The following is a 16,409-nucleotide window of genomic DNA, read 5'->3' on the forward strand; positions in this document are numbered from 1 at the left end:
TCGAAGCTTGTCCTTACCGAAATGTTTTCCCGAACCGATGCGGACGTGACCAGTCGTAACGTTTCGGCTTCGGTTGCACATCTTCTGGTGTGATGCCTGTATATGCTTGAAGTAAACGTTTCGCTTGAGACAACGGCATTTTAGCAACAGGGTTGCGATAAGAATCGTCCAACGTACCGAGATGAGGCAAATGCTTGAAGTCTTCTTTTGTTGGAGGTATGTGGAAGTAATATTGACCGATCGCCACAAGCACGTCCGACTTTTGTTGGCTGTACTTCGGATTTCGGGAAAAATGAAGCCCAACTTTTTTCGCTGTTCCTTCTTCGAGCATTTTTTCAATCGTTTTTTTCTTTAGCAAATACAAGTAAGAAGGATTTAACGCTGTTTTCGCATGACGGTTGACCGTAAACAGAGCGACCGATAAGTTTTCCACGGTGCATTCGACTGTTTCCATTGGCATTCCACTCCTTTTTGAAAGATAATATAAAATTTCAGATTTAGGGAGCTGTCTAGCTCCAAGCGCCATCGGCTCGAATCGCTCCGCCCCTTCTTTCGGCGGCGACACATTGAGACACTTCAGTGATGTTACCCACGCAGAACCGAGCGACCGCTTGGTTCGAGCTTTCCTCGGTGGGGCTTGTGCGCTCTTCGCCGATAAGCAGGCGCTTTTCGCTTTTCCTTTATACACTTTTATTATACACGATCGTCTATGTTTTTGGAAAATTTTTAATTCGTTTTTTACATAGAGGAGGGTAAACGTTGAAATACGGCATTATTGATATCGGCTCGAATACGATGCGCCTCGTCATTTACGAACGAAGCAAAAGCGGTCGGTTGCGCGAGCGGGAAAATGTAAAAATTGCAGCTCGCCTGCGCAACTATTTAACGGAAGACGGCTTTTTTACAGAGGAAGGATTGCACGTCCTTTTAGATGGACTACTCACATTTCAAGATGTGACGCGTTTTCATCACCTGCACGATGTCAAATGTGTGGCGACGGCAACGATTCGTCAAGCGCGCAATCGCGATGACATCGTTCGCTTTATTGCAGAAAAAACCGATTTTCGTATTCGTATTTTATCCGAATATGAAGAAGCATACTACGGCTTTTTAGCCGTCATTCAATCGACGTCATTTCATGAAGGGATTACGGTCGATATTGGCGGTGGAAGTACGGAAGTGACGTATTTTCATAACCGCGAACTTGTCGACTATCATAGCTTCCCGTTTGGGGCGTTATCGCTAAAACGTCAGTTTGTCGCAGGAAACGTGCCGACAGATGAAGAACTACAAACGTTGCGTGCATACGTCGACAAACAATTTCAATCGCTTCCGTGGCTAAAACAACGCCGCCTGCCAATCATTGCGATCGGAGGAAGTGCCCGAAACGTCGTGCAAGTGCATCAAATGTTACAAAACTATCCGATTGCGGGCATTCATCAATACGAAATGAAGCGAGACGACATTGTACAAGTAAAAAAATATTTGCGTTCGTTGACGTTTGAACAGCTGCAAAAAGTCGAATCATTATCGAAAGATCGAGCGGATTTAATTATTCCTGCGGTCGAAGTGTTTCAAACGTTATACGAAACCGTTGATGCGACGATGTTTATTTTAAGCCGAAAAGGATTGCGCGACGGCATTTTTTACGAACAGTTTGGGCCGATCGTCTTTCCCAGCGTATTAGATGAAAGTTTTTTTGAACTAGCCCAAGATTACGAAGTAAATACAAACCATGTACAACACGTATTAAAACTTGTCATTCAACTGTTTGAACAAATGCGCACGCTTTCGCTTTTTCCGCTAACGGGGGAAGATCTCGTCTTATTAAAGCGCGCCGCTCACGTGTTTTATTTAGGGCAATATGTCGATGAAGAAGCAAGCAGCCAACATACGTTTTATCTTTTAGCGAATCGAACGATTGACGGATTAAGCCATCGCGATCGTGTGCAGCTTGCGCTTGTCGCTTCGTTTAAAAATAAGACGTTGTTTAAACAATACATTCAGCCGTTTCATTTGTGGTTTACCCGCGCAGAACAAAAAAAGCTTCGTTTTCTCGGTGCGCTATTAAAATTTGCTTACAGCTTAAACGATACGAAGCGAAACATCGTTGAGCGGGTGCAGCTTGAGCTTCAAGGGGACATAGTCGTCATGCATCTTTTTTGCAGTCAATCGTTTAAAGCGGAAGAATATCAAGCGGAAAAACATAAAAAACATGTGGAAAAAATGTTAAAACGCCCGATTCAATTACAGTTTCATTTGGAGGGATGAATATGGATTTAAGCCATCCGCGTTATTACAATAACCGCGAATTAAGTTGGCTAGCCTTCAACGAGCGCGTCTTGCAAGAAGCGATGGACGAACGCAATCCGTTATTAGAACGGCTGAAATTTTTAGCGATTTTTAGCTCGAATTTAGATGAGTTTTTTATGGTGCGCGTCGCGGGGTTAAAAGATCAAGTGAAAGCTGGATTTAATAAGCCGGAAAATAAAGCGGGATTAACGCCGAAAGAACAGTTGAAACAAATTGCGAAAAAAACGCATACGCTTGTAAAATGGCAGTACGACATGTACAACGAAACGCTGTTGCCGATGTTAAATAAAGAAGGAGTATATTTGCTTGCTCCAAACGAGTGGAGCGACGAACAGACGACATATTTACAGTCGTATTTTATGAAAAATATTTTTCCGGTGTTAACGCCGATGGCTGTCGATGCGTATCGTCCGTTTCCGATGTTGTTGAACAAAAGTTTAAATTTAGCGATCGTCCTTGACGATGAGGAAGATGAAGATGAACGGAAAAAATTAGCGATCGTGCAAGTGCCGGCGGTGTTAAATCGCTTCATTCCATTGCCAGCAAACAACGACATGCACGCTTATGCGCTGTTAGAAGATGTCATTACGACGTTTATTCATACGTTATTTAAAGGATACACCGTTTCGTCTGTGACGCAATTTCGCATTACGCGCAACGCCGATTTAACGATTCACGAAGAAGGGGCGCGCGATTTATTAAAAGAAATTGAAAAAGAGCTAAAAAAGAGAAAATGGGGCGCAGCTGTTCGGCTTGAAATGAGCAAAAAAGGGTTTGACGAATGGGTGCTCGATTATTTATTAGATGAGTTAGAAATTCATGAAAAAGATGTGTATCAAATTGACGGACCGATCGATTTAACGTTTTTCTTTTCGTTTTATTATGAAGTGGCGAAATATAAAGAACATCTCGTTTTTCAAACGCTCATTCCGCAACCCCCAAAAGATGTAGATGACGATGAAGATATATTTGAAAAAGCGAAAGAGCGCGATTTATTGTTTCATCACCCATATGAGTCGTTTGAGCCAGTCATTGATTTTATTTCCGATGCGGCAGACGATCCGGACGTGTTAGCGATCAAACAAACGCTGTATCGCGTCAGCGGAGATTCTCCGATCATTGAGGCGTTAAAACGAGCGGCGGAAAACGGCAAACAAGTGACCGTTCTCGTTGAATTGAAAGCGCGGTTTGATGAAGAAAATAACGTGCAGTGGGCGAAAGAGCTTGAAAAAGCAGGATGCCACGTCATTTATGGCATGACGCATTTAAAAACACATAGTAAAATTACGTTAATCGTTCGGCAAAAACATGGGAAAATTGAGCGGTTCGTTCATTTAGGAACAGGCAATTATAACGACGCGACCGCCAAAGTGTACACCGATTTTGGTTTGATTACGTCGAACGAACAATTTGGCGAAGATGCGACAAACTTTTTTAATTATTTAAGCGGCTATATGGAAAAACCGGAATTTCGCCATTTAGTCGTCGCCCCGTTTGATTTACGGCAACAATTTTTACAGCTCATCGACGAAGAAATTCGCTATCATAAACAATATGGCGATGGGCGCATCATCGCGAAAATGAACTCATTAACGGACAAACAGCTCATCATGAAGCTATACGAAGCGTCTCAAGCAGGGGTGCAAATTGATTTAATTGTGCGCGGCATTTGTTGTTTGCGCCCGCAAATGAAAGGGGTAAGCGAAAACATTCGCGTCCGCAGCATCGTCGGTCGCTTTTTAGAGCATAGCCGCGTATATTATTTTCATCACCATGGACAAGCGCGCGTCTTTTTATCATCTGCCGATTGGATGACGCGCAATATGGACCGCCGCATCGAAATTTTATTTCCGATTTTTAAAAACGAATTAAAACAGCGGCTTATTGACGTGTTGCACATTTTGCTTTCTGATAATGTAAAAGCGCGCGAGCAAAACGAACGAGGCGAATATCATTATGTAAAACGGGAAGAAGGAGAAGAAGAAATAGATAGCCAAATGGTTTTATTTCACATGGCATACGATGTCGCAGACGATGAAGAATAAGGAGATGATGATGTGAAAGAAAGCGGAGCGGTGGCCCTTGGCGGAGCGCTAGGGGCGCTATGTCGATACGGTGTAGCGATTGTATTCCCATTTCTCACATTTCCGTGGGGAACGTTGCTCGTTAATTATATCGGTTCGTTTTTACTTGGGGCACTTACGTCTTACGTCGGAAAGAAAAAAATGGCCGAATGGTTGCGTCTCGGCATCGGAACAGGATTTTGCGGCGGATTGACGACGATGTCGACGTTTAGTAAAGAGACGATCATGCTATGGCACGAACATGTTGGACTTGCGAATGCATATGTGCTCACATCTTTCGTTGGGGGCTTGCTTTTTTGTTATGCAGGCGTGTATGTGGGAGAGCGAATGGGTATGAAAAAAGTAGGTGAGGCGTCATGATTGCGGTCGCTCTTGGCGGAGCGTTTGGAGCGTGGTGCCGCTATCAGCTTGGCATATGGTTGTTGCGCTGGACGAGAAAATCACGTGTGCCGCTTTCCATTTTGTTCATTAATTGGCTCGGTTCGTTCGGGCTTGGCATCGTGCTTGCACACGACGTGCAAGCCGTCGGGATCACGGTTGGCTTTTTCGGAGCGTTTACGACGTTTTCGACATTTAGCGTTGAAGCGTTGCAACTATTATTAGGAAAGCGATATAAAGAAGCATCTCTTTACATCGTTGCCTCACTCATCGGAAGCATATGTATGTTTCAAGCCGGGTTTATGTTATGACCCGGCTTTTAATGTGAACAACGTTAATTCTGGTGGGGTTAAAAAGCGAAACGGCATGCGCGTCGTTCCAAGGCCGCGATTGACGTATAAGGTGAGTTGCTCGACGTCGTAAAACCCTTCGACATATTGTTTCGCTAGCGGAGGGGTGACGAGCGGTCCAATCCACGGCAGTTGAATTTGTCCCCCGTGGCTATGACCAGACAGCTGAAGATGAAACGGATAGACGCTCGCTTGTGTGACAAGATCAGGCTCATGAATAAGCGCAATCGTATACGTTTCCTTTGGCAACTGTTGCACCGTCTTTGCGAAATTTGGCTGACCGAGCATAAAATCGTCCAACCCCGCAATGACAATTTGTTCGTTCCCTTGACGAACACGTACCCATTCGTTCACGAGTAAACGAAACCCAGCGTTCTCCATCATGTCTTTGTATATATTTGTTCCGTATCCGCCGTGATCGTGGTTTCCATAAATACAATACTTCCCAAGCGGAGCATGAAGCGTTTCTAATAGTGATGTAATCGCATCGACATGCTCATATTTGTTCGGTTCATCAAGCAAATCGCCTGTAAAACAAATGAGATGCGGATCGAGGTCGTTCATTCGTTTCACGACGCGTTGAAAATGGTCAACAGTATAATGATACCCTAAATGCACGTCGCTAAATTGAAGAAGTCGACAGCCATCAAAGCTTTTTGGAATAAGCGGATGCACGATCTCGTAACGCCGTACCGTCAACTGCCTCGGCTCAATATATTTGGCATACATATATCCCGCCGTGGAAAGCAACGCCCCTTTGACGAATAAAGAAAAAAACGTTTGTAAAAAATCTCGTCGTTTCATAATTTTCAAACCTTACCACGCGAAAATGTTCTTCATTCATTATAAAAGAAAAAAGTTGATAAAAACAGCAAAAACAATATTAAAAATTTTCTAAATATATAGTACAATAAAAATGAATGAACAACCATTCATAAAAGGGGATGAGAAGATGAAGGGGAAAGTTGTGATTGTGACAGGCGGTTCAAGCGGCATGGGAAAATATATGGCGAAGCGTTTTGCGGATGAAGGAGCGCATGTCGTCATTACCGGAAGAAGAAAGGAAGCGCTTGAAGAAGCGGCGAATGAGATCGGGGGAAGCGTGCTTCCGATCGTCATGGACGTCCGTCAACCAGAATTAGTCGCTGCGATGGTAAAAGAAACAGATGAACGGTTCGGAAAAATTGATGCGTTAATTAATAACGCTGCAGGAAACTTTATTTGTCCAGCAGAAAAGCTATCGATTAACGGTTGGAATAGCGTCATCGACATCGTTTTAAACGGGACGTTTTATTGCAGTCGAGAAGTCGGAAACTATTGGATTGAAAAAGGACAAAAAGGATCGATCATTAACATCGTTGCTACATATGCTTGGGGAGCGGGGGCAGGCGTCATTCATTCGGCATGCGCCAAAGCAGGCGTGCTAACGATGACGCGCACGTTAGCGGTCGAGTGGGGAAAAAAATACGGCTTTCGCGTCAACGCCATCGCTCCCGGTCCGATTGAGCGAACAGGTGGAGCAGAAAAGCTTATTTTATCAGAAGAGATGGAAAAGCGTGTGAAAGATAGCGTGCCGCTCGGCCGTTTCGGTACGCCAGAAGAAATTGCAGCAGTCGCCTCGTTTTTGCTTTCTGATGCGGCCGCATACATTAATGGCGAGTGCATTACGGTCGACGGCGGGCAATGGCTCAATCAACATCCGTTTTAATGCGACGTTTGCTGACGTCGCTTTTCTTCTGTTTCCCGACAAGCACTTTTATTTTTCTTATGATATAATGAGTGAAAAAACGGGGGAGGAAGCGTCGTTTTGGATGCGCTAGACATTTTAACACACATCGATCAAGTCGTTCCGTATTACCAACCGATTTTTAGCGCCGACGAGCAATGCATCGTCGGATATGAAGTGCTTGGGCGCTTTCAGCAAGGGGATGAAGTAATGAGCCTCGGCCCATTTTTTCACGACGAAACGATTCCAGAGGAGTTTCGGATGGAAGTCGACTTGGCGGTAACGACAAAAGCGCTCGAACAGTTTGTTCACGGGCAGCCCGCATCGCTCATTTTCATTAATCGTGATGCGAACGTGTTAATGATCGACCGGGGGGAATCGTTTTTGCAACTTCTTCTTCAATATAAAGAAAAAGGACTGAAGTTAAACCAAGTCGTCCTTGAAATAACCGAGCATCATTTTAAAGGCGACATTCAACAGCTCGGGCACGTATTGACGTATTTGCGTACATACGGCATTCAAATTGCGGTTGATAATATTGGGAAAGAAAGCAGCAACTTAGATCGCATTCGGTTGTTAGCACCCGATTTATTAAAAATTGATTTGCGTGCGTTGCGCACGTCAGCGACAGCGGTATCGTACGATGATGTGCTTTATTCCATTTCGCTTTTAGCGCGGAAAATTGGGGCGACCCTTTTATATGAAGGGATAGAAAACGCCTTTCAACTTCAATATGCGTGGCGAAACGGCGGCCGATATTATCAAGGCTATTATTTGCACGAACCGTCACCGTCATTTCTTCCGCCACATTTATTAAAAGAAACGTTGCGCAATCAATTTCATACGTTCATTCAACATGAAAAAAAGAAACTGCAAACGTTATACGATATTTCCGAACAATTTCAAGCGCGCGTATCCGAGCTTGTGGCGAAACATAAAAAAGCTTCATCGTTTAACGAACTCATTTCCGCCCTAGCCAAACATTTAAGCGATTGTAGTTTTCGCATTTACGTATGCGATGAAGACGGATTTCAACAGTCCGCGAACATATTTAAACGAGGCGAAACGTGGGAGCTACAGCCGCAATACGAAATGAAAAATTGGAGCTGGCGTCCGTATTTTTTAGAAAATATTATTCGCATGCGCTCCCGCAAACGAGGCATTTTATCTGATTTGTACAGCGACATTGAAACAGGTGAAACGATCCGCACATACTCGTATCCGATTGATGAACATCATTATTTGTTTATCGATTTAACGTATGAATATTTATTTGAGCATAACGCCCATTTGTAATAAAATATCGTTCGCGGTGGAAAAGTAAGCATAAGGCGCAAACGTTGTGTCACGCCAAGGCGATGTTTGCGCACCGTTTCCTAGAGAGGTGGGCGATGATGGATACATTTTCTTGGATGCTTTTACTTGTTGCTAGCGGGGTATTAGTCGGGGGACTTGTTTATACGTATCAAGTAGGAAAGCGACAAAAAGTGCAAGGTGAATACGATGCGCCCGTCAGCGAAAAAGTGGCTGCCCATCCGTATGTCCGCAATCCGATTTTTATTGCATACATCGTGTTTGTCGCTCTTTTGCTCGGGTATATCGCATACGTCGCCATTCAAACGTAAAAGCCCGCTTTTGTGGGCTTTCGTTTTTGTTTACTTTTTTCGTGAATCTTGGTACAGTAGTGAATAGTCGCTGAAATACGTATCGGAAAGGAATGAATGTCATGTCGCAATTATTAGGCATTATCCAACGGTTAATTAGCTTACAAGAACAAAAAACAGGAACGAACGAAGCGCCACAACGCAACTTTGAAGTCAATGGTGAAAAAAAATGTAGCGTGACATATTATGAAAAAACGAACACGTTCGTATTAGAAGTGTACGAAAAAGGCGAAAAGCCGAAATCGTATCAATTCGACAACATTGATATGATCGCCATTGAAATCTTCGATTTGTTGAATTAATTGTTCAAAAGGCATATGAAAAGGAGCTATCTAATCATTGAGCAGTAAGCTCATTAGATAGCCCCTAGGTTGCCTGTGACAAGACAGGCAGTGATGACTTCGCTAATATAGCGAATGAATTGCCTGTGACAAATACAGGCGACGTATGGTCAGTTTATTTTTATATCACTCATTTTATGCATAAAATATGCGAAAAGGACCTTTTGGCAGGTCCTTGTGAGAAAAAACGTGATTCATCACGTGGTTTGCCCGTGACGAGACAGGCGATGTATATGTTTGACTTAAATATATCTTGATGTACGAGTGACTGTCAAGCCCGTTTATTATTTTTTTAAGCTTTTTCTAAGTCCGAAAACCCATTCAATACGAATCATAATCTTTTCCATGTCTTTCACGTCGATATTCCCTTTATGTTCTTTTAAGCGAATTTTGCTTACGGTTTTTGTTTCTTCTCCTAAAACAGCCGAATCATAATCTAAAAATGGGTATTTGTTTTTAAAAAGAAAATAGTGGCTGTGATATCGCGGCTCATTTAAATATGTAACGATTTCCCCGTTTTTGAAAATCGCTTTCTTTTTTAAATTTTTCGTTAACGGTACGATCGAGACGTTGCCTGACGAAAGATTAATTTGATCATTAGATACGACAATGACCGGGCGGCATTCCCCTTGTTCAGTCCCGATATTTTCTCCTAGTTCACACATATACACACCACCGCGGATGATTCGGCGACTTTTTTGCGTCGTTTCGTTTTCAATCCATTTGCTTGCTAATGTTATTTTTTTCGCATGCCATTCATTTAGCTTCGCTTTTTTGCTTTCTTTTTTTAGGCGCAATCGTTCGCGTTTTACGGCTTCCGATTCCATTATTTTCTCCCCCCATGTGATACAATTCCGTTTATTATTGTATCATATCCGATGCACTTCTCGCTTTTCCATATCGAAACGAACATGATACAATGACAAATGGGGATTATATTGTGAAAGGCGGAATGACGATGCAACAACCATCGCTGACTGAACTAATGATTCCGTCCGATAAAGTGGCGCACGTGCAAGTGGGGAATCATTTACAACACGCGTTACTCGTCTTAACGCGCACAGGATACTCAGCTATCCCGGTATTAGATATGACGTATAAACTGCAAGGGCTCATTAGTATGACGATGATTATGGATGCCATTTTAGGTATTGAGCGCATCGAGTTCGAGCGGCTTGACACGATGAAAGTCGAACAAGTGATGCAGCGCAACATGCCGCGCCTACATATAAACGATTCATTTTTAAAGGCGTTGAAGTTGCTTATTGATCACCCATTTTTATGCGTAGAAAATGATGACGGTTATTTTGTAGGCATTGTGACGCGGCGTGAAATATTAAAGCGATTTAATCGCTCGATGTACGAAAAGCGACAATAGGCTTGTCACCGTTTATTTCATTTGTTAAAGTAAAAAAATAAAACGATAAGGAGGAAGTTGCGATGATGATGGACGCAAATGAAATTATTTCCTTTATTCAAAACAGCAAAAAGAAAACACCTGTGAAAGTATACATAAAAGGAGACGTCGCTGACATTGATTTTGGCCCGAGCGCGAAAACATTTATTACAGGTCAGACAGGCGTCGTATTTGGCGAATGGGCAGACATTGAAGCAGCGCTTGAAGCGAACAAACATAAAATCGAAGACTACGTCGTGGAAAACGACCGTCGCAATTCTGCGATTCCACTTCTTGATTTAAAACATATTAAAGCGCGCATCGAGCCGGGAGCGATTATCCGCGATCAAGTGCAAATTGGCGACAATGCCGTCATTATGATGGGGGCGGTCATTAATATCGGCGCCGTTGTTGGTGAAGGAACGATGATCGATATGAACGCTGTGCTTGGCGGACGTGCGACAGTCGGAAAAAACTGCCACGTTGGTGCGGGAGCAGTACTTGCTGGTGTCATTGAGCCACCGTCAGCTAAACCGGTCATTGTAGAAGATGATGTGATGATCGGAGCAAACGCGGTCATTTTAGAAGGAGTAACGGTCGGAAAAGGTGCGGTCGTTGCCGCAGGTGCGATCGTGACAGAAGATGTGCCTCCATATACCGTTGTTGCAGGCGTACCCGCGCGCGTCATTAAACAAATTGACGAAAAAACAAAAGCAAAAGTTGAAATTAAACAAGAACTTCGCCAACTATAAAGCGTGGAATGGATCCACGCTTTTTTCAAAAGGAGGATCGAAATGTTTATAAACATCCGCCGCGATTTGCATCAAATTCCTGAGCTCGGCTTTCAAGAGTGGAAAACACAACGATACATATTAGATTATTTAGCTCGTCTCCCACAAGAACGGTTGCAAATGAAAACGTGGCGCACAGGCATTTTCGTGCGAGTTCTCGGCATGGCACCGAAGAAAACGATCGGCTATCGCGCCGATATGGACGGGCTGCCGATTGACGAGCAGACGGACGTCCCGTTTCGTTCAACGCATGAAGGACGCATGCATGCATGTGGGCACGATATGCATATGGCGATTGCCCTCGGTGTGCTCACTCATGTTGTTCATCATCCCATTCGTGATGACATGCTGTTTATTTTTCAACCAGCCGAAGAAGGACCGGGCGGGGCGCTTCCGATGCTTGAAAGCGATGAAATGAAACAATGGATGCCCGATATGGTGATCGCTTTGCACATTGCTCCTGAATATCCGGTCGGAACGATTGCGACAAAAGAAGGGTTATTGTTTGCGAATACGTCCGAGCTTTTTATTGATTTAATCGGCAAAGGAGGACATGCGGCGTTTCCGCATGAAACGAAAGATATGGTCGTTGCCGCCAGCGCCCTCATTATGCAGCTGCAAACGATCGTCTCGCGCAACGTCAATCCGCTAGATAGCGCGGTCATTACGATTGGCAAACTGACGAGCGGCACCGTACAAAACGTTATCGCCGAGCGGGCAAGACTAGAAGGGACGATTCGCACGTTATCTCCGGAAGCGATGGAAAAAGTAAAAGGGCGCATTGAAGCGATCGTGCGCGGCATCGAAGTCGCTTACGACTGCGAAGCGCATATTGATTACGGTTCGATGTATTACCAAGTGTATAACGATGAAGCGTTAACGAATGAATTTATGCAATTTGTGGAACAAAAAACAGATGTTCATCTCGTTCGTTGTCAAGAAGCGATGACGGGCGAAGATTTCGGCTACATGCTCGCGCGCATTCCCGGCTTTATGTTTTGGCTCGGCGTGCAATCTCCGTTCGGTTTGCATCATGCCAAATTAAATCCGAACGAAGAAGCGATCGGTGTCGCTATTGAACTTTTGACTCGCTATATCGCTTGGAAAGGAAATCATAAAGTAGAGGAAGAAGAATGATGAAATTACGAGAACCTATGCCATCATTAGACGGAGCAACAGTCGTACTAAACGAAAATGTCACTCGCGAACAGCTCATCGGCAAACCGACGCTCATTCATTTTTGGGCGGTGAGCTGCCATCTTTGTAAAGACGGAATGAAACAAGTGAACGTCTTTCGCGATCGTTATAAAGAGGAGTTACACGTCATTTCGATTCATATGCCGCGACGCGACGGTGATGAAAACGTTGAAGTCGTCAAACAGCTTGCGGAACAATATGGGATTACACATCCGCTTCTCATTGACAACGATCACCGGTTAAAAGAGGCGTTTGATAACCGGTGCGTACCGACGTATTACGTATTTGATGCCAACGGTATATTTCGCCATTACCAAGCAGGAAGCGGTGGAATGAATATGTTAGAAAAACGAATCATCCGCGTCATTGATGAATATCGAACAAGAGGGGATATGTCGTGAAGAAAAAAGAATTTGCTGTCATCGGTCTCGGGCGTTTTGGAGGTAGCGTATGTCGCACGTTAAGCGAGCAAGGAATGGAAGTGCTTGCGATTGATGTAGACGAAGAGAAAGTGAACGAATATGCATCGATTGCCTCACAAGCCGTCGTTGCCGATTCAACGGACGAAAACGTTTTGAAAAGTTTAGGCATTCGCAACTTTGACCACGTTATCGTTGCCATCGGTGACAACATTCAAGCGAGCATTTTAACAACGCTTATTTTAAAAGAGCTCGGCGTCGAAAAAATTACGGTAAAAGCGACGAACGATTATCATGAAAAAGTGTTGAAAAAAATTGGTGCCGACCATATCGTCCATCCTGAGCGAGATATGGGCGAAAGAATTGCGAACAATATGATTTCAAACAACGTGCTTGACTATTTAGAACTGTCCGATCGCCATAGCATCGTCGAAATTGTCGCAAACGAACGGCTCCATGGTCATTCGCTTCTTGAGTTAGACATTCGTGCCAAATACGGCATTAACATCGTTGCAATCAAACGAAACAACGACATTATCGTTTCACCGCTTGCCTCAGAAGTCATTTACGCAGGTGATATTTTAATCGTCATCGGTGCCGATCAAGACATTGACCGTTTTGAAAGCGAAGTCGTTGGAGAATAAAAAGAAGGTGTCCAAACGGGCACCTTCTTTTCAACAATCTGAAAGACAGAATATATTTCCGTCTTTTTCATTAGGTATGGTTATTTATGATATTTGTCCTTTCAAGAATTCTTTTTTCTTCTAGATATTTCAATTGGATTTCAAACACTTTTTCTCTTGGTACGTAATGAATGATTCCTTGTTTCAAAAGTGCATCCACTTTTTTTACTTTTTTCATTATTTCTCCTCGGAGCTTTGTGTTTTTAATTTCAAAAGGAACATCATTTAAAGTATATGGTTGGCCAATGAATTGTTTATGAATCACATACATATTTTGTATCAATAAATAACTATCATAACGATTTATTTTAATGGGGTGTATAAAATCTGGTCTTTTCATCGATAATGCTTTAATCTTTCCGTTTTTATCATCATCTTTTGTGATTGGAATACAAAAAAGCCCATCAGGGAATTCTTCTTTTTCAATGACTAAAATTAACGCAGGTCTTCTCTCTTTTATAGGTACTTTGTATTGTGTCCAATCGGTGATTGAAAAAAATTCTTCCTTGATGAAATAAATTTTAAAATGTTCAGACATATCATAATACCCCAATCCAAAAAAAGAAGCGGATACCCCGCTTCTTTTTCTGACAAGTTTTCGAGTCCGCCACTTATTAGTCGCCTGCGGATGAGCGACAAGTTTTCGAGTCCGCCACTTATTAGTCGCCTGCGGATGAGCGACAAGTTTTCAAATCATTTGTCCGATCTTTTGCCACCGCAATTTCTAATGGTGGCGAAAAGACAATCGTAGGTAACTAAAACACCCTACATTTATATTTTCATTATATTCAACGGAATTTATTCTGTCAATGAACATACTTGTTAAATTCCTTATTATACTAAACGAAGAACTTGTCTTTTTTCTCCTACAAACATTTCACTCATCCCAATAAAATATTTGAAAGTAAAGGAGAAAATGAAAGAAGGTGTCCAACCGGGCACCTTCTTTCCTATACTTCCATAATAATTGGTAAAATCATTGGCTTGCGTTTCGTTTTTTCGTATAAAAACGGTGCGAGCGTATCGGTAATTTCTGTTTTAATGTCCGACCATTGATTTGTTCCTTGTTCAAGCAGCTGTTGTAAATGTTTGGCGATCAGTTGTTGCGCATCGCTAATTAAGTTGCCAGATTCACGCATATAGACGAATCCGCGCGAAATAATGTCTGGTCCGGAAGCGATTTTCATTTCTTTCATATTGATGCTTACAACGACGATCACTAATCCTTCTTCTGACAAAATGCGACGGTCGCGCAAGACGATGTTGCCGATATCGCCAATGCCGCTTCCGTCGATATATACGGAACCGGACGGAATTTTGCCAACGATGCTTGCCCCTTCTTCACTAATGCCGAGCACATCACCATTGTCCATAATAAAGCAGTTTTCTTCTGGCACACCGCAATCAACCGCAAGTTTCACATGCATTTTTTGCATGCGATATTCGCCATGAATCGGCATAAAATATTTTGGCTTCATTAAGCGAATCATTAATTTTTGTTCTTCTTGTCCGCCGTGACCAGACGTATGAATGTCGCTAAGCGGTCCGTGAATGACTTCCGCTCCTGCGCGCGCAAGCATATTAATAATGCGATTGACGCTTACGGTATTGCCCGGAATTGGCGAAGACGAAAAGACGACTGTATCGCCCGGCATAATTTGAATTTGACGATGCGACCCGTTAGCGATGCGCGACAACGCTGCCATCGGCTCGCCTTGACTTCCGGTACAAAGAATCGTGACGCGATGGGCAGGGAGGCGATTAATTTGCGCCGCATCGACAAACGTATCTTTCGGACATTTAATGTAGCCGAGCTGTTGGCCAATTTCAATAGCCGCTTCCATGCTTCGTCCGAATACGGCGATTTTTCGATTGTTTAATACAGCGGCTTCCGTCACTTGTTGTAAGCGGTGAATGTTCGAAGCGAATGTCGCAAAAATAATGCGTCCTTGCACTTTTCGGAAAATGTCGTGAATGCTTTCGCCGACGCGCCGTTCCGACATTGTAAAATGCGGGATTTCGCTATTTGTGCTATCAGACAATAAACAAAGGACGCCTTCTTTTCCGATTTCGGCCATTTTCGTTAAGTTCGCTGGCTCGCCAACAGGCGTAAAGTCGAATTTAAAGTCGCCCGTATGCACGATTTGTCCGACCGGCGTTTTGACGACGATGCCGTAGCTATCTGGAATGCTGTGCGTTGTACGGAAAAATGTCACCGCTGTTTTTCCGAACGAAATGACGTCGTCTTCTTTTATTTCAATGAGCTTCGTTTGACGCAACAATCCGTGCTCTTCTAGTTTATTGCGAATGAGTCCAAGCGCCAATTTGCCGCCGTAAATCGGAACGTTCACTTGGCGAAGCAAATACGGAATGCCGCCAATATGGTCTTCATGTCCGTGCGTAATAAATAACCCTTTAATGTTTTCCGCATTTTTCACTAAATAGCTGTAATCAGGGATGACGTAATCAATGCCGAGCAATTCGTCTTCCGGAAATTTAATGCCGGCATCAATGATGATGATTTCATCTTCATATTGCACCCCATATGTATTTTTCCCAATTTCGCCTAGACCGCCGAGAGCGAAAACACCGACTTGCTTATTTTTTAACATGTTCATTGTTTAATCTCCAATACGTGAAAATGAGCGTTTTGTTGTTCGTACGCTAAATGCGCTCCCTCAAGCGGTTGAATGTATTCAATATTGATATGACGGTCTTGTAATTTTCGGCGCACATCTCGCTCGCTATCCGCTTCAATGTATAGCGTCTTCGTTTTTTCTCTTACAGGTACTTCATCGATCGTATCTTGGTAAAACACTTTAAAAATCAACGTTCATCTCTCCTTTTTGTCATTTGTTTAAAAATAAAGCGATATTTAGCTCCGGACGCTTTCCGCTTTTCTTATTATATATAAAAAGTGTGGAATGGGAAACAAAATTGAAAAGAAGCCCTTCAATAGAAGGGCTCGTACAACTACGCAATCGATTTTCTGCGCAAAAGTTCTTTCCATTGTTTGAGCAGCTTGCGTTTCAACTTTTTCAACATGACGCATCACTCCTCACTTTTA

The 16,409-nt window shown here is 43.2% G+C and carries 19 protein-coding genes; 13 read left to right on the top strand and 6 right to left on the bottom strand.

The features are described 5' to 3' along the window. Positions 1-13: 13 nt before the first annotated feature. Positions 14-454 carry a YkyB family protein gene (locus tag JV16_RS00225; protein ID WP_021094478.1) on the bottom strand — a complete coding sequence of 147 codons (441 nt, stop codon included), beginning with the start codon at positions 452-454 and terminating at the stop codon, positions 14-16. Between the two features lie 305 nt (positions 455-759). Here JV16_RS00225 and JV16_RS00230 point away from each other — a divergent pair, with 305 nt between their 5' ends. From JV16_RS00230 to crcB, 4 genes are read left to right on the top strand one after another with little or no spacing between them, the layout of a single operon-like run. Further along, on the top strand, positions 760-2,271 hold the full coding sequence (locus JV16_RS00230; protein WP_021094477.1) for a Ppx/GppA family phosphatase: 1,512 nt from the start codon (positions 760-762) through the stop codon (positions 2,269-2,271). Between the two features lie 2 nt (positions 2,272-2,273). Then, positions 2,274-4,358: an RNA degradosome polyphosphate kinase gene (locus JV16_RS00235; RefSeq protein ID WP_021094476.1), complete on the top strand. Its 2,085-nt coding sequence runs from the start codon at positions 2,274-2,276 to the stop codon at positions 4,356-4,358. A 12-nt stretch (positions 4,359-4,370) separates the two neighbouring features. After that, positions 4,371-4,757, top strand: a complete 387-nt coding sequence (locus JV16_RS00240) for a fluoride efflux transporter FluC (protein WP_021094475.1) — start codon at positions 4,371-4,373, stop codon at positions 4,755-4,757. Then, the gene (crcB, locus tag JV16_RS00245; protein WP_021094474.1) at positions 4,754-5,086 is read left to right on the top strand and encodes a fluoride efflux transporter CrcB; all 333 of its coding nucleotides are present in this window, start codon (positions 4,754-4,756) and stop codon (positions 5,084-5,086) included. Before JV16_RS00240 ends, crcB begins: the two co-directional genes overlap by 4 nt. Here crcB and JV16_RS00250 read toward each other — a convergent pair. Further along, positions 5,081-5,929, bottom strand: a complete 849-nt coding sequence (locus tag JV16_RS00250; RefSeq protein WP_042533716.1) for a metallophosphoesterase — start codon at positions 5,927-5,929, stop codon at positions 5,081-5,083. The genes crcB and JV16_RS00250 overlap by 6 nt on opposite strands. 148 nt (positions 5,930-6,077) lie before the next feature. Here JV16_RS00250 and fadH point away from each other — a divergent pair, with 148 nt between their 5' ends. From fadH to JV16_RS00270, 4 genes are all read left to right on the top strand, one after another. Further along, positions 6,078-6,833, top strand: coding sequence for a 2,4-dienoyl-CoA reductase (fadH, locus tag JV16_RS00255; protein ID WP_042533718.1), 756 nt, complete (start codon positions 6,078-6,080; stop codon positions 6,831-6,833). A 99-nt stretch (positions 6,834-6,932) separates the two neighbouring features. Then, on the top strand, positions 6,933-8,147 hold the full coding sequence (locus JV16_RS00260) for an EAL domain-containing protein (protein WP_042533720.1): 1,215 nt from the start codon (positions 6,933-6,935) through the stop codon (positions 8,145-8,147). A 95-nt stretch (positions 8,148-8,242) separates the two neighbouring features. Next, positions 8,243-8,476 carry a hypothetical protein gene (locus JV16_RS00265; protein ID WP_052025515.1) on the top strand — a complete coding sequence of 78 codons (234 nt, stop codon included), beginning with the start codon at positions 8,243-8,245 and terminating at the stop codon, positions 8,474-8,476. A gap of 101 nt (positions 8,477-8,577) precedes the next feature. After that, positions 8,578-8,817 carry a YkuJ family protein gene (locus JV16_RS00270; protein WP_003396622.1) on the top strand — a complete coding sequence of 80 codons (240 nt, stop codon included), beginning with the start codon at positions 8,578-8,580 and terminating at the stop codon, positions 8,815-8,817. Between the two features lie 323 nt (positions 8,818-9,140). On the opposite strand, the gene JV16_RS00275 is transcribed toward JV16_RS00270, so the two are convergent. Then, positions 9,141-9,683 carry a type II toxin-antitoxin system PemK/MazF family toxin gene (locus JV16_RS00275; RefSeq protein ID WP_021094468.1) on the bottom strand — a complete coding sequence of 181 codons (543 nt, stop codon included), beginning with the start codon at positions 9,681-9,683 and terminating at the stop codon, positions 9,141-9,143. A gap of 92 nt (positions 9,684-9,775) precedes the next feature. Here JV16_RS00275 and cbpB point away from each other — a divergent pair, with 92 nt between their 5' ends. From cbpB to JV16_RS00300, 5 genes are all read left to right on the top strand, one after another. Next, positions 9,776-10,234 carry a cyclic-di-AMP-binding protein CbpB gene (cbpB, locus tag JV16_RS00280; RefSeq protein ID WP_042533725.1) on the top strand — a complete coding sequence of 153 codons (459 nt, stop codon included), beginning with the start codon at positions 9,776-9,778 and terminating at the stop codon, positions 10,232-10,234. Between the two features lie 62 nt (positions 10,235-10,296). After that, entirely contained in the window at positions 10,297-11,004 is a 708-nt protein-coding gene (dapD, locus tag JV16_RS00285) for a 2,3,4,5-tetrahydropyridine-2,6-dicarboxylate N-acetyltransferase (protein ID WP_009362595.1), read from the top strand. Between the two features lie 42 nt (positions 11,005-11,046). Next, positions 11,047-12,180, top strand: a complete 1,134-nt coding sequence (locus tag JV16_RS00290) for an N-acetyldiaminopimelate deacetylase (protein WP_042533729.1) — start codon at positions 11,047-11,049, stop codon at positions 12,178-12,180. Further along, positions 12,180-12,641: a TlpA disulfide reductase family protein gene (locus JV16_RS00295; RefSeq protein WP_042533732.1), complete on the top strand. Its 462-nt coding sequence runs from the start codon at positions 12,180-12,182 to the stop codon at positions 12,639-12,641. The genes JV16_RS00290 and JV16_RS00295 overlap by 1 nt, the downstream gene beginning before the upstream one ends. Continuing rightward, the gene (locus JV16_RS00300; protein ID WP_021094464.1) at positions 12,638-13,303 is read left to right on the top strand and encodes a potassium channel family protein; all 666 of its coding nucleotides are present in this window, start codon (positions 12,638-12,640) and stop codon (positions 13,301-13,303) included. Before JV16_RS00295 ends, JV16_RS00300 begins: the two co-directional genes overlap by 4 nt. 70 nt (positions 13,304-13,373) lie before the next feature. Here the strand turns inward: JV16_RS00300 and JV16_RS00305 are convergent, their stop codons facing one another. From JV16_RS00305 to JV16_RS00315, 3 genes are all read right to left on the bottom strand, one after another. Continuing rightward, positions 13,374-13,880 carry a hypothetical protein gene (locus JV16_RS00305; protein WP_042533734.1) on the bottom strand — a complete coding sequence of 169 codons (507 nt, stop codon included), beginning with the start codon at positions 13,878-13,880 and terminating at the stop codon, positions 13,374-13,376. A gap of 412 nt (positions 13,881-14,292) precedes the next feature. Beyond that, the gene (gene rnjA / locus JV16_RS00310; RefSeq protein WP_035064035.1) at positions 14,293-15,960 is read right to left on the bottom strand and encodes a ribonuclease J1; all 1,668 of its coding nucleotides are present in this window, start codon (positions 15,958-15,960) and stop codon (positions 14,293-14,295) included. Continuing rightward, positions 15,957-16,172 carry a DNA-dependent RNA polymerase subunit epsilon gene (locus JV16_RS00315; RefSeq protein WP_021094462.1) on the bottom strand — a complete coding sequence of 72 codons (216 nt, stop codon included), beginning with the start codon at positions 16,170-16,172 and terminating at the stop codon, positions 15,957-15,959. Before JV16_RS00315 ends, rnjA begins: the two co-directional genes overlap by 4 nt. Between the last annotated feature and the right edge of the window lie 237 nt (positions 16,173-16,409).

It is taken from the genome of Anoxybacillus ayderensis (assembly GCF_000833605.1).
Classification (GTDB): domain Bacteria; phylum Bacillota; class Bacilli; order Bacillales; family Anoxybacillaceae; genus Anoxybacillus; species Anoxybacillus ayderensis.